We start from the raw sequence: 14,949 nt of genomic DNA, 5'->3' as shown, positions 1-14,949 counted from the left end.
TTCTGCTTTTTAAATTAAACTGTCACCAAGCTATTTGGTTCAATAGTTACTAATTCATCATTAACTAAAATTTGTAACGCAGTTTCTCCTTCCAGTTCAAAATCTGTTTTGTTTTGACATACATTTACTTTTACAATATGGTTTCTAAAATTTACTTTAAATGAATACGCTTTCCATTGTTTAGGTATTTTTGGAGTAAATGAAAGTGTATTATATTTAACACGCATACCTCCAAAACCTTCTACAATACTCATCCAAGTACCTGCCATGGAAGTAATGTGTAAACCTTCATGTACTTCATGATTGTAATCGTCTAAATCTAAACGAGACGTCCGTAAATAAAACGTATATGCCTGTTCCATTCTATCTAATTTGGCTGCTTGGATACTATGTACGCAAGGCGACAATGAACTTTCATGAACTGTAAATGGTTCGTAAAAATCGAAATGACGCTCTAGGTCTTCATTTGAAAATTCATCTTCGAAGAAATAGAACCCTTGTAAAACATCAGCTTGTTTTATGTATGGAGAACGTAAAATTCTGTCCCAAGACCATTTTTGATTTATAGGCCTATGTGATGTTTCTAAATCTGTAACAGTCACTAATTCTTTATCCAAGAATCCGTCTTGTTGTAAATATACTTGATGGGTTTCTGAATATGGAAAATACATATTATCTGCAACTGCTTTCCACGTTTTTAATTCCGTTTCAAACAATTTAACCTTATCCATAATTCTCTTAAAATCTTCAGGAAAATCTGTTTCTATTTTATTAATATTTTCCAAGGCATAATTAATACACCATTGTGCTAAATAATTAGTGTACCAATTGTTATTAACATTATTTTCATATTCATTTGGCCCTGTAACTCCCAGAATGACATATTTATTTTTGTCTTTTGAAAACGCAGCACGTTGTTGCCAAAAGCGGGCTATTCCTATTAAAACTTCTAAGCCTTTATCCTTTATATAGCTGTAGTCTCCTGTATAGCGATAGTAATTATATATGGCAAATGAAATGGCTCCATTACGATGAATTTCCTCAAATGTAATTTCCCATTCATTATGGCATTCTTCACCATTCATGGTTACCATAGGAAATAGTGCGGCGCCATTTTTAAAACCTAATTTCTCAGCATTTTCAATCGCTTTTCCTAAATGATTGTACCTATATTCCAAAAGGCTTTTGGCCACTTTTTCATCTTTTGTGGCCATATAGAAAGGAATACAATAAGCTTCTGTATCCCAATAAGTACTCCCTCCATATTTTTCACCGGTAAAACCTTTGGGGCCTATATTTAGCCTAGAGTCTTTGCCTAAATAAGTTTGATTTAATTGAAAAATATTGAAACGAATGCCTTGTTGCGCTTTAACATCACCTTGTATGGTAATATCTGCCCGTTCCCAAATTGCTGACCAAGCTCGTTTTTGTTTTTCTAATAGCTTTTCAAATCCGACTTTTACAGCTTCTTTTAGTACTTTTTTTGCCATTGGTACTAATTGTGACTTATCATAATCTCTATCAACTGTATACCCTCCATATTTATGTATTGTATAAGTTTCTCCTTGCTTAACCTGATATTGGTAGCTAAAAGAAGCGTAAGTAGCATCTGCTTTTATATTTGGTTCTATTAATACCGATTTACCATTAATAAACACATTAGACTCCATGAATGTACAGGTATAAAAATCTGTTTTCATAGTTTTTGCCTGAATAAATGCTTGATGATTTTCGTGACTAACTTTTATAGTATCCCAAAATTTATCATCCCAATTGGTATCCTTATTGGTTATTCCGCTGTCCAAGTATGGTTGAAAAACAATTTCTGCATCATTATTTATAGGTGTTACGTTGTATTGAATGGCTCCTAATTCATCAGAATCTAAACTTAAAAAACGCTTTGTTTCAACTTTAATCGCAATATCGTTTCTTAGTATGGCCGTAAAACTTCTGGACAGCCATCCTTCTTGCATATTAAGCTCTCTTTTAAAATTATTTACCTTTTTACAAGTAAATAAATCGAGTTGCTCTCCATTTACAGATACATTGGTTCCTATCCAGTTCGGCGCATTCAAAACTTTAGCAAAATATTCTGGATAACCGTTTTTCCACCAGCCAACTCTTGTTTTATCGGGATAATAAACCCCAGCAATGTAACTCCCTTGAAATGTAGGTCCTGAATAATGTTCTTCAAAATTGGCACGTTGTCCCATAGCGCCGTTTCCAATACTAAATAAACTTTCTGAAGACTCTACACGATTTGCATCAAACCCTTCTTCTATGATCGACCAATTGTCTGGTTTTATATAATCTTGATTCATTTTTTATTAAGATAAAAGAGAATAGATATATAGACCGCTTTGCTGTTAGGCTTAACCATCTAATTATTTCTATTTCTTATTTATTAATTTACTTTTTAAGAGAATAAATGGCAACCTCTTTTCTAAAAGGTTGCTTTCTTTCGAAATCTGTTGTCTCTTTTCTGTTTTATTATTTTTTTTATGAAATAACCTTAGAGAAAAAATCTTGTGGTATCTCAGTTAAATTGTTAAAATTGAAATCGGCTTCATTAAGTGTTTCTTCATCTCCAACACCAACCGATATCATCTTTGCCTTATTTGCCGCTTCAATACCAGCTATAGCGTCTTCGAAAACAATACAGTTTTCTGGTTTTAAATTCAGTTTTTTCGCCCCAATTAAAAATACTTCAGGATCTGGTTTCGCTTTTGATACACTATTACCATCAACGATCCCTTCAAATCGTTGCAATAACCCGACTTGTTTTAAAATAAGGGGGGCATTTTTACTGGCAGACCCTAGTACATACTTAATACCTTTACTATCTAAATCATTCAAAAGATTATTAACACCTGGAAGAATTTCATCAGCATTCATTTTTTTGATATATCCCAGATAATCTTCATTTTTACTTATTAAGATCTCTCTCTTTCTTTCTTCTGATAATGTTACATGTCCAATGTTTAATAGTATTTCTAATGAACGCACACGACTTACGCCTTTAAGCAATTCGTTATGCGTTTCTGTAAATTCTATATGTAAATGATCTGCAAGGTTTTTCCAAGCCAGAAAATGATATTTTGCAGTATCAACTATAACCCCGTCAAGGTCGAATATAACTCCTATATTATTCATTAAATTATGATTGTATTACGTCATCAACATCTTTCACTTTGAAAACTAATGCTGCTGCTATTAAAAAACTTACGCCACTCATCAAAAGAGCGAAAATGGCATGATTGTTATAAGCATACTTAACTAAAGGACCGCCTATTAAAGCATTGATTATTTGTGGAACTACAATAAAGAAATTGAAAATTCCCATGTATACCCCCATCTTCTTAGGAGAAATAGAACCCGCTAATATGGCATATGGCATTGCCAAAATACTAGCCCATGCAATTCCAACACCTATCATTGAAATAATGAGCCAATTTTCATCTGGCATGATATAAATGGACAGTAAACCTAAGCCACCAATAACAAGCGATGCTGCATGTGTTTTCTTTCTACCTATTTTCTTTGCTATGTACGGTAAAGTAAATGCGTATAATGCAGAAACTAAATTATATACCCCAAACAATATACCTACCCAGTCCCCAGCATTCTGATACGCGGGGCTACTACTGTCTGTATACAATAATCCGTATGTATGCTGCGCTATGGCTGGTGTAGCAAATACCCAGAGTCCAAATAACCCAAACCAGGAAAAGAATTGTACCCAGCTTAGTTGACGCATCGTTGTAGGCATTTTTTTAAAGTCAGTAAAAATATCTAATAAACTAGATGTATCTTCTTTTCCATCTTTAACTATAGTTTCAGAATGCGTTTTTTCATCTTCAAAACTTGCTAATTCTTCAGGAGGGTATTCTTTTGTTGTAATTACCGTTACCAAGATTGAACCTATTAAAATAATAGCTCCGATAATAAACGATAAGATTAAGTTTAAAGGGACTGCGCCTCCAGCCGTTTCATTAGATATACCAAACCAATTATTTAAAGCATAAGGTAACCAGGAACCAATTACAGCACCAAAACCTATAAGAGCAGTTTGCACACTAAAACCTAATGTACGCTGATCGGTTCTAAGGTTATCTCCAACTAATGCACGAAAAGGTTCCATAGCAACATTGAAAGATGCATCCATAATCATGAGCATACCTGCCCCAACCCATAATGCTGGTAAAAATGCAATGAAGATGTCAGCTTGAGGCATAAGCACCAAACCTATAGATGCCATAATGGCTCCAGCCAAAAAATAGGGTTTACGTCTTCCAAACATCCCCCACGTTTTATCACTATAATGTCCAATTATTGGTTGTACAATTAAGCCCATTAAAGGTGCTATAATCCAAAACCAAGATAATTGATGTACGTCGGCTCCGAAAATTTGAAGTATCCTACTTGCGTTAGCATTTTGAAGGGCAAAACCCATTTGGATTCCCAGAAACCCAAAACTCATATTCCAGATTTGCCAGAAACTTAATCTACGCTTTTCCATTAAATAGTATGTTTAAATTAATACTATTTGATAAGCGAAATACTTATCAAAACTTATTGTGAGAAGTGAAAATATAAGTTTTGATTTCGCAACAAAGATAGGAAAGATTTTATTTTTTCCTAATAAAAAAATTATTTAGTTGATTCTCTTTCAATAATTTCAGTCTCAATAACCACTTTTATAAAATCAGATTTTCTCTCGTCATTCGTGAAATACTGGTCACTTTCAGCGTCTATGGCCTCTAATCTATCTATCAATAAATTTGCTGCTTGTTCTCCCATTTTTTGACCATGTTGACTCACAGTTGTTAAACTAGGAGTGGCATGTTTTGACAATACGCCATCTGTAAAACCAATAACCTGTACATCATTGGGAATATTCAATCCAAGCTTTCTTGCTACTTTCATAGCTGTGACCGCATACAGCTCATTTACAGCAAAAACGCCATCAATATTTTCATTTATTTTAAAGAATTGGGCGATTTCATTTTCCAGATCATCCAGGTGATTTTCTACATCCAAACTATCATCAATCTTTAATATGAGATTAGAATTTGCATCTATTCCACTCGTACCTAACGCTTCCAAATACCCCTGAGTTCTTAGTCTACCGACACTCACGTAATCCATTGTGGTGATGAGTGCTATATTTTTACAGCCATTATCAACTAGTTTTTTTACTGCTTTAACTGCGCCATTAAAATCATCAACAATCACCTTATCACAATCCACCTCACTTACCACTCTATCAAACATAACAATAGGCATTCCTTGGTTTATCGTGGCATTAAAGTGATGATAATCCTGCTTAAGTAAAGTTTCTTTAGAAATAGAAAGAATAAATCCGTCAATACTACCATTAGCGAGCATTTCCATATTTATAATCTCTTTAGTAAAAGATTCATTAGATAATCCAACAATAACATTATATCCACGCCTATTCGCTATTAATTCAATACCTCGAATCACTGTTGAAAAAAAGTGATGAACAATTTCTGGAATTAAAATACCTATGGTTTTTGTTTTTCTGTTCTTTAAACTAAGTGCAATATTATTAGGTTTGTAATTATATAGTTTGGCAAATGCCTGAATTTTTTTAGTAGTGTCTTCACTAATTTCTTTACTGTTACTAAGTGCTTTAGAAACTGTAGAAATTGAGACATCTAATTCTCTAGCAATTTGTTTTAATGTAATTTTCCTTTTCATGATATTTTCAATTCAATAAAAAAACAATTTTTAGTTGTCTATTTACAAAAGTAATATAATGATTTTAATGTAAAAATTAAAAAAAGTCGCACCAAAATTCATTAATTAATAAAAAGTTGTCAACACGAAAACGTTTTCGTTGCGAATTTCGTAATTCATAATTATTTCTTTACAATTTCTTTACATAGCTTTGATGTGAGGAGTGAAAATATAAACTAAACAAACTAACACATTAATTCAACAAAATTGTATGAAATCATTCACTAAAAAATTACTGTTTTTCATGCTTATCTTACCAGTATATATATTTGGTCAAAATACGCTAAAAGGAACAGTAGCAGAACAATCAACTTCCATTCCATTACCGGGAGTTAATGTCTTCATAAAAGGTACAACAACCGGAACCACCACAGATTTTGATGGAAATTATCAAATTAAGGTTAATACTGGAGACATTATCGTATTTTCTTATGTTGGTTACAAGGCACAGGAAAAACAATATACGGGACAAACTTCACTAAATATCCTATTAGGTGAAGATACAGCACAACTTGAAGAAATAGTCATTATTGGATATGGTAGCGTAAAAAAAGAAGATCTCACAGGTTCTGTAGATGTTGTATCTTCAAAGGACTTTAATAAAGGAACCGTAGTATCTGCTGATCAATTACTAAATGGTAAAGCACCTGGTGTAAGAATAACCAGTGCTGGTGGGCAACCCGATGCTAAACCAAATATCAGGATTAGAGGCGGTGCTTCATTAAGTGCCAATAGTAATCCTTTAATTGTTATTGACGGTATTGCTGTAGACAACTCAAACCCGGCTGGGGTAAATAATCCTTTAACACTTGTAAATCCTAATGATATTGAAAGTTTCAGTATTTTAAAAGATGCTTCAGCAACAGCAATTTATGGATCCAGAGCATCAAATGGTGTTATAATCATTACAACAAAAAAAGGAACTTCCGGAGAGGTTAAATTTAATTTCTCCTCAAATATCTCTACGAGTACGGTTAGCGATAAGATTGATTTATTTGATGGTAATCAATTTGTAGACTTTATTACAACTACATATCCTGGAGAGACAGATTTATTAGGAGTTCCTGTGGGTTCTGTAAGTACAAACGAAGCTGTTTCTCAAATTATTAATGGAAGAGAAATTTATAATACAGATTGGCAGGATGCTATTTTTAGAACGAGTATGTCTTCAGACTATAATTTTAGTGCTAGGGCGAATCTATTTGAAAAAATTCCATTCAGAGCTTCTATTGGGTATAATAGTACTGAAGGTATTGTAAAAACAAATGACTATGAAAGAATAACTGCTTCATTAAAATTCACTCCTAAGTTTTTCGAAGATCATTTAAAGATAGATCTTAATGCTAAATCCATTTTTGTAGATAAAAACAATATAGATAATGATGGTGCTTTAGGCAGTGCTGTTTCTTTCGACCCAACAAAACCAGTGTTCGATAACAATTCCCCTTTTGGTGGTTTTTACACTAATTTAAGTGATCAAGGAAATATTGACGGTGCCAGTAATCCATTAGCATTATTATTACAACGTAGCAGACCTGAGAAAGTAAGTAAAATTTTAGGTAATATAGAATTTGACTATAAAATGCATTTTCTTCCAGAATTAAGAGCTGTTGTAAATCTAGGTTTGGAGGCTTCAAGAGCAGAAATCGTAGAAACCTTTACAGATAATGCACTTGCAACTTATCAATCTACAGACAGTGGTGACTTTGTTTTTAACCCTGGTGTAAACTATAGAGAAAACCAACATATCACTAATACCACCTTGGAATCCTATTTAGTTTATAGAAAAGAATTTGATAATTTCTTTATAAACAATTTTGATATTCAGGGAGGTTATAGTTATCAGAATTTTAAAAATGATGGTAATAAAGAACAATACAGATATGCTGATGATACTGGCTTAAGAATAAGAGATATTAAAAATGATGATGCTTATTTTAATGAATTAAACTTACAATCTTTTTTCGGGCGTTCCAATATTAATTTATTCAATAAATATTTGGTTACTGTATCATTTAGAGCCGACGGATCGTCTTTATTTAGAAAGGATAAACGTTGGGGCTATTTCCCAGCAGCAGCTTTAGCATGGAAACTTAAAGAAGAGTCTTTCTTAAGAGATGTTGATTTTGTAAATGACATCAAAATTCGTGTTGGTTGGGGAGAAACTGGTCAACAAGATATTACAGACATCGCTGGTTTCTATCCTTCTACACCATTGTTTGAAGCTGGGTCAAGTACAAGTCAATATTTATCAGGCGTAGCCATTTATAACGCAAAACCTTTTAATGATGATTTGACTTGGGAAAAGACTACAACATACAATCTCGGAATAGATTTCGATTTTTTCAATAGCAATGTATTCTCTGGTTCTTTCGATATCTTTAAAAGAGAAACTACAGACTTATTAGTAAGAGCACCTGTTGGGCCAGGTCAAGGGTTAACAAACGTATTCCCTAAAAATGTTGGAGAAACTGAAAGTGAAGGTTTTGAATTGAATTTAAACTTAAATGCTATACGAAAAGATAACGTTAACTTTTCTATAAACGGTAATATAGCTTACAATAAAACGGAAATTGTAAGTCTTAAAGATGTTACTGTTATTGATTCTCCAGACTCTGGAATACCAACAGGTACAGGTGTAAACCTAGCATTTAACGTGGTGGGGCTAGAAGCACATTCTGCCTGGGTATTTAAACAAATTTATGATCTTGATGGAAGACCAATCTTAGGGGCTTTTGTAGATCTTAATGATGATGGCATCATAGATAACGATGATAGATATTACACCCCCTTAAGACCTAATTGGACGTTTGGTTTTGGATTTAATTTTAACTACAAAAATTGGGATCTAAGTTCTAGTTTTAGAGGGCAATTAGATGGTAAAATGTATAATGCAAGACGATTAAGCAGAGGGTATACAGAAGCAGCCTTGCCTAATAATACTCAAAATTTAAATAATACATTAAATTTCTTTTCTGATGCTGCAGATCCAAACTTTACAAACAGAAGAGGTAATATTCCATTCTCAGATTATTTCATAGAGGATGCGTCTTTCTTAAGATGTGAAAATATTGTTTTAGGTTACACATTTAATCAACTTTTCAAAAACACTAATTTAAAATTATATGCCGCTGTTAACAATGCATTTTTAATTACCAATTATTCTGGTCAGGATCCAGAAAACTTTAATGCTATTGATGATAACTTTTATCCAAGACCACGAGTATACTCTTTTGGTGTAAATCTTGATTTTTAAAAAACAGAACTATGAAAAATATTTTAAACTTCTTTTTTAGCTTATGCATACTTCTTGTAGTATCAAGTTGTACAGATGATCTAAATACAGAACCTAAAGTAGAATTATCTTTAGACGAATTACTAGCACAGGATCCAAATGCAGTAGAAGGTATAGTATCCAGACTTTATGCCTCTTTTGCACTGTCTGGTGTACAAGGACCAGATAAGTCTGATATTAGTGATAATGCTGGAGAATCTCCTTTTTTAAGAGGTATCATAAATCTTCAGGACTTTACTGCGGATGGTATGAAAAACCGTTGGGGAGATGATGGTCTGGACCAACTTACTACCACTTCTGACTGGGACGAAAACAATAAATTCTTTAGATATTTATTCAACAGAGTTTATTTTACAATTCCACAATGCAATAACTTACTTGCTGTTGCTAATAATATAAGCATAGAAAATAAAGAATCTGTAATAGCTGAAGTAAGATTCTTAAGAGCTTTGGCCTATTACTATTTAATAGACACTTTTGGAAAAGGTGTTCTGGCAACCGAAGAAAACTTCGGAGATTCTGCACCACTTCCTGAAGCTTCAAGAGCAGAATTATTTGCTTTTGTTGAAGCCGAATTAATAGAAGTAGAAGCTGCTCTTCCAGCAACAAACTCTTATGGTAGAGCTTCTAAAGCTGCTGGACAGATGTTATTAGCAAAGCTTTACATGAATGCCGAAGTATATGTAGGAACCTCCAGATATGATGATGCCCTTGTTTTAATTAATAAAGTGATTGATGAAGGGGGCTATAGTCTTGCACCAGACTTTGTGAGTCTTTTCTCTGCAGATAATGAGACATCTACAGAAATAATATTTCCTTTAATTGCAGATGCAGACACAAGTCAAAGTTTTGGAAATACCACATATATTGTTAACGGAAGCTTAAGTACTGAAACCATGGTGCTTGCCGATTTTGGAGCTAATGATGGTTGGACAGGCCATAGAGCGACTAAAGCATGGTATGGTTTATATGGTGATCTGGGAACTTCAACTGATGATAGAGCCAGTTTATTCTGGACAACAGGACACAATTTCGAAATGGCTGATTATAGAGAATGGAAAGATGGGTATCCCTCTATTAAATTTAGAAATACAAACTTTAATGGATCTCCTATAATTACAGCTTTTTCTGGTACAGATTTTCCGCTATTTAGATTAGCAGATACGTACTTAATGTATGCAGAGTGTACTCTTAGAGGTGCTTCTGGAGGTGCTATAAATACAGCACTACAATATGTAAATGCTGTAAGAACACGCTCAAATGCCAGTACCATTATGCAATCAGAATTAACATTGGATTTTTTAATTGACGAACGTGGTAGAGAACTAAATTTAGAAGGCCACAGAAGAAGCGACTTAATTCGTTTTGGAATGTTTACAGGCAGTAGTTATATCTGGCCATGGAAAGGAAATGTTGTCGGAGGAACTTCCATTCCTGATAGCTATAAATTATTTCCCATTCCGCTAGCTGCGTTGCAAGCAAATCCAAACTTAACCCAAAACCCAGGGTTCTAAAAACTAACTAACTTTTAAAGACATTTACAATGAAAAATATAAAAATTCTAACACTATTAATAATAGCTCTTATAGGATTCAATTCGTGTGACGATGATGATGAATTGGTATTTACTGCTAGTGAGGCAGAAGGTTTAGTATTCAACACCACTTTCTTAAACAACTATGTATTAAATTCTAGTTTGAATAGTAATTTGGCTGAACGTTTTACCTGGGGTAGTGCCGATTTTGATGTTCCTACTGAAGTTAGTTATAGTCTGGAAGCGGCTACAATGGCAGACTTTAGCGATTATATTGGTGATGATACTCTTGATGATTATGCTAAATATAATTTAGGTACAACAACAAATAACGAGCTTCCAGTAACAGTAAAACAAATGCTGAATTTAGCAGCACTCGCTGGATTGGATAACAATCCCAATAGTGAAGAACCTAATATCGGGCAATTACACTTTAGAATAAAGGCTTTTATTGGTCAAGGAGGTTTAGAGTCTTATTCTTCTGTTCAAACTCTAAATATAGAGTTACAAGAAATTGTTGATACTGGTGGCCCTATACCTAACTGTCCTTCTATTTGGGTAGTTGGTGCTGGAGCTGTTGATGCTGGATGGGGCTGGGGCACTCCTGCAGAGTTTCTTTGCTATGATGATGTTTATATTACAAACATTAATTTAATTAATGACGCATTTCGTTTCTTTTTAACAGAAGGTGATTGGAATTCAGGGCAAAACTACCCATATTATGTTGCAGAAGGATATACCATTGATTCAAATTTAGTCGATGCCATGGATGGTGATAATAATTTTAGTTTTATTGGCACTCCGGGTAAATACTTAATGACCGTTGATACTGTAAACAAAACTATTACATTAGACGTTCCACAGGCCGAAGAGTCTAATTGCGATTCTGTTTGGGTTGTGGGTGCTGGAGCTGAAGATGCTGGATGGGGCTGGGATACTCCAGTAGAGTTTTCATGTACAGATGGTTACTATAGTGCAAACATCAACCTGGTTAATGACTCATTTCGTTTCTTCCTAACTCAAGGTGATTGGGATTCTGGTCAAAATTATCCTTTCTATTCGACAGACGGTTACACTATACATCCTAATTTAGTTGATGCTATGGATGGCGACAACAATTTTAGTTTTACTGGTACGCCTGGAAATTATTTTCTATCAGTGGACACAGTAAACAAGATTATCGATTTAAGATAAATTCTTTTTATAAAATTCTAAATAAAAAAGGACTATGACATCATGGTCCTTTTTTTAAATAATCTAGTTATGAAAAAAATTACATATTTTTTATTCATTCTTATATCTTTTGTTTTAAATGCACAGGTAACTATTAATCCAAGTGCCTTTGAGGTTAATGAATCTATAACGATTACCGTAGATTTAAGTAGCAATGATACAAATTGTAACGGTTTAAATAATCCTTCTAAAGTTTACATGCACTCTGGAATAGGAGATAATTCAGATGCGTTTGGTTTTAGTACTATTGGTAATTGGGGAGCAGATGATGGCATTGGAGAAATGACTAACAATAATAATGGTACATGGAGTCTTACTATAATTCCAGAAACGTATTACGGATTAAATGCTACTCAAGCAGCTAACGTGACTCAGATAGGTATGGTTTTTAGAAATGCTGATGGTTCACAAGAACTAAAAGCAAACAATTGCCAAGATTTTATTTTTCCAGTTGGTATTGTTATAATAAAGATAGTAGAACCAGCACATATCCCTGTTGTATTAGAATCTGGCGAAAGTTTAACAATTAAATCCAATTTAACGTATCAAGGTAACTTAGAGCCTGGCCACTTTAAATACTATTTAGACAATACCCTAGAAACTAGTGGTAATGGATTCACTACCTACCTTGGAACGATAAACAATATAACATCTAATGCGAGTGTAAGAATAGAAGGCTCTCCTTTATCTGCATCAGATGTAGGAGAAGTTTCTTTTGATGTTGTTATCGTTCCAACAGTCATTGAAGAAGTACTTCCAAGTGGACTGGTAGAAGGTATAAACTACAATACTACAGATCCTACTAAAGCGATATTAGTACTTAATGCTCCAGGAAAAGACTTTGTACAAATAGCAGGTAGTTTTAATAATTATGCCCCAACAGATGCTTATTTTATGAAAAAGGATCCAACTTCTGATACCTTTTGGTTAGAATTAACCGGGCTAACTGCCAATCAAATTTATACTTATCAATATTGGGTTTATGATAAAAACCCTATTGCAAATTCTCCTGCTCTTGTAAAAACTGCCGATCCCTATTCTACATTAGTTCTATCTCCTTTTGATGATCCTTTTATTCCTTCATCAACCTATCCAAATTTACCTTCATATCCTGCTGGGCAAGAACGAGAAGTGACTGTGCTACAGACTAACCAAACACCCTACAATTGGCAGGTCACTAATTTTTCAAAACCCAAGAAAGAAGACTTAATTATTTACGAGGTTTTAATTCGTGATTTTGACGCTGATAGAAACTTTCAAGACATTATAGATAGAATTGACTATTTCAAAAACCTAAACATTAACGCTATCGAATTAATGCCTGTTATGGAGTTTGAAGGTAATGAAAGTTGGGGTTACAATACCGCTTTTCACATGGCTTTGGATAAGTTTTATGGTACTGAGGAAAAATTTAAAGAGTTAGTAGATACCTGCCATCAAAACGGAATTGCTGTTATATTGGATCTTGCATTAAATCATGCATTTGGAAGAAATCCGATGGTGCGTTTATGGATGGATGATGCCGATGGTGATGGTTGGGGAGAACCTAGTTCTGAAAACCCATATTTTAACCAAACACCAAAACATTCTTATAATGTCGGGTCGGATTTTAACCATTCTAGTTCATTTACAAAAGTATATACAAAGCGTGTTGTTAAACATTGGATTGAAAACTTCAAAGTTGATGGATTTCGTTGGGATTTAACCAAAGGGTTTACGCAAAATTGTTCCTCTGGAGACGAAAGTTGTACCAATAATTACCAAGCAGACCGTGTAGCTGTTTTAAAAGAATATGCGGATTACTCTTGGAGTTTAGATGACACCCACTATGTTATTTTTGAGCATTTGGGAGGTGATACCGAAGAACAAGAATGGGCTAATTATAGAATAAGTGATCCTATTCCAAAAGGCATTATGATGTGGAGCGAAATGTGGACTGCATATAAAAATTTAGCGCAAGGGCAATCAAGTGATATTAATTTTGACCGCATGGGGCATACGGCTCATGGTTTTACAGAAAAACGTACGTTAGGCTATCCAGAAAGTCATGATAAGGACAGAATCATGTATGAAATGACCGAATTCGGAACCAATACAACACCTTCGCACAATATTAGAGATCTAAATATAGCTTTAAAAAGAATGTCCGCACTAGGAGCCGTGACCATTCCCATTCCTGGCCCAAAAATGTTATGGCATTTTGCAGATTTAGGGATGGATGACTCCATTTGGACTTGTTCTAACGGGGTTGTTAATTCTGATTACGATGGAAACAATGATGGAGACTGCAAATTAGATACAAAACCTCAACCCCAATGGTCTAATAACTGGCTTGCTGATGGCAACAGGAACAAAGTTTATAATGATTGGGCAAGGTTGAATGATTTAAAAATCAATGAAGCTGTTTTTGAAGGTAATTATAGCATAAGTTCCGGAACACAAACACCTAGAATAAGTATTTACACAGGTAATGAAAACATGAGTGGCTCAGAACTTAAAAACGTGATCATAGTTGCTAATTTCTCATTAACAAGTCAAAATATAAATCCAAATTTTCCTTATTCTGGAACTTGGTTCGATTTAATGGATACTTCTGGAAATACAACAATTAATGGTAGTACAACTTCTATTAATTTACCTCCTGGTGACTTTAGAATTTATGGAAATAAAGGATCAACGCTATCTACAAATAGTTTTGAAAAGAATAATGATTTCAAAATACTCCCTAACCCTGTGAAAAACAGATTTTCAATCAATCAAAATATTGAAACATTGAAAATTTACGATATCACTGGTAAGCTTATAAAATCGTTCGAAGGTCAATTTTCCAAAGGATATACTTTTAATATTTCTAATTTATTAAGTAGTCTTTATTTAATAAAAACTACAAATGCATTAGGAACACAGAACACTTTTAAAATGGTAAAGCTGTAAAAGAAATCAGAAGTATCTAAAAACAAAAAAGGTATTTTCATAAAAATGAAAACACCTTTTTTGTCGGGACGACAGGATTTGAACCTGCGACCACACGGCCCCCAGCCGTGTACGCTAACCGGACTGCGCCACGTCCCGATTTATTCTAACAAAACAACCTAGCTAAAAAACTAGGCTATTTAAACATTTT

Annotated in this window: 8 protein-coding genes and 1 tRNA gene; 4 read left to right on the top strand and 5 right to left on the bottom strand. The window is 33.8% G+C overall.

What is annotated here, in order from left to right; all coding sequences use genetic code 11:
- Positions 1-14 precede the first annotated feature (14 nt).
- The 4 genes from Q4Q39_RS02530 to Q4Q39_RS02515 all read right to left on the bottom strand — a co-directional run bounded on the left by Q4Q39_RS02530 (position 15) and on the right by Q4Q39_RS02515 (position 5,724).
- On the bottom strand, positions 15-2,321 hold the full coding sequence (locus tag Q4Q39_RS02530; RefSeq protein WP_303280791.1) for a glycoside hydrolase family 65 protein: 2,307 nt from the start codon (positions 2,319-2,321) through the stop codon (positions 15-17).
- 178 nt (positions 2,322-2,499) lie between these two features.
- Positions 2,500-3,153 (bottom strand): beta-phosphoglucomutase, encoded by a 654-nt coding sequence (gene pgmB, locus Q4Q39_RS02525; protein WP_303280790.1) that lies wholly within the window; start codon positions 3,151-3,153, stop codon positions 2,500-2,502.
- Positions 3,154-3,157: 4 nt separating this feature from the next.
- Positions 3,158-4,519 (bottom strand): MFS transporter, encoded by a 1,362-nt coding sequence (locus tag Q4Q39_RS02520; protein ID WP_303280789.1) that lies wholly within the window; start codon positions 4,517-4,519, stop codon positions 3,158-3,160.
- 131 nt (positions 4,520-4,650) lie between these two features.
- Positions 4,651-5,724, bottom strand: coding sequence for a LacI family DNA-binding transcriptional regulator (locus tag Q4Q39_RS02515; protein WP_303280788.1), 1,074 nt, complete (start codon positions 5,722-5,724; stop codon positions 4,651-4,653).
- A gap of 250 nt (positions 5,725-5,974) precedes the next feature.
- Between Q4Q39_RS02515 and Q4Q39_RS02510 the strand changes: the two genes are divergently transcribed.
- The 4 genes from Q4Q39_RS02510 (at position 5,975) to Q4Q39_RS02495 (ending at position 14,759) form a co-directional block, all read left to right on the top strand.
- A complete protein-coding gene (locus Q4Q39_RS02510) occupies positions 5,975-9,019 on the top strand; it encodes a SusC/RagA family TonB-linked outer membrane protein (RefSeq protein WP_303280787.1) in 3,045 nt (1,014 codons plus the stop codon).
- 11 nt (positions 9,020-9,030) lie between these two features.
- Complete coding sequence (locus tag Q4Q39_RS02505) at positions 9,031-10,572, top strand: RagB/SusD family nutrient uptake outer membrane protein (RefSeq protein WP_303280786.1); 1,542 nt, start codon at positions 9,031-9,033, stop codon at positions 10,570-10,572.
- 29 nt (positions 10,573-10,601) lie between these two features.
- Positions 10,602-11,786 (top strand): SusE domain-containing protein, encoded by a 1,185-nt coding sequence (locus tag Q4Q39_RS02500; protein ID WP_303280785.1) that lies wholly within the window; start codon positions 10,602-10,604, stop codon positions 11,784-11,786.
- A gap of 69 nt (positions 11,787-11,855) precedes the next feature.
- Entirely contained in the window at positions 11,856-14,759 is a 2,904-nt protein-coding gene (locus Q4Q39_RS02495; RefSeq protein ID WP_303280784.1) for an alpha-amylase family glycosyl hydrolase, read from the top strand.
- Positions 14,760-14,822: 63 nt separating this feature from the next.
- Here Q4Q39_RS02495 and Q4Q39_RS02490 read toward each other — a convergent pair.
- A tRNA-Pro gene (locus Q4Q39_RS02490) sits at positions 14,823-14,897 on the bottom strand.
- Between the last annotated feature and the right edge of the window lie 52 nt (positions 14,898-14,949).

Origin of the sequence: Flavivirga amylovorans (assembly GCF_030540875.1) — a bacterium.
In the GTDB taxonomy this organism is placed as follows: Bacteria; Bacteroidota; Bacteroidia; order Flavobacteriales; family Flavobacteriaceae; genus Flavivirga; species Flavivirga amylovorans.
The sequence above is the reverse complement of the archived record's forward strand: the minus strand, read 5'-3'. Positions and strand labels throughout refer to the sequence as shown.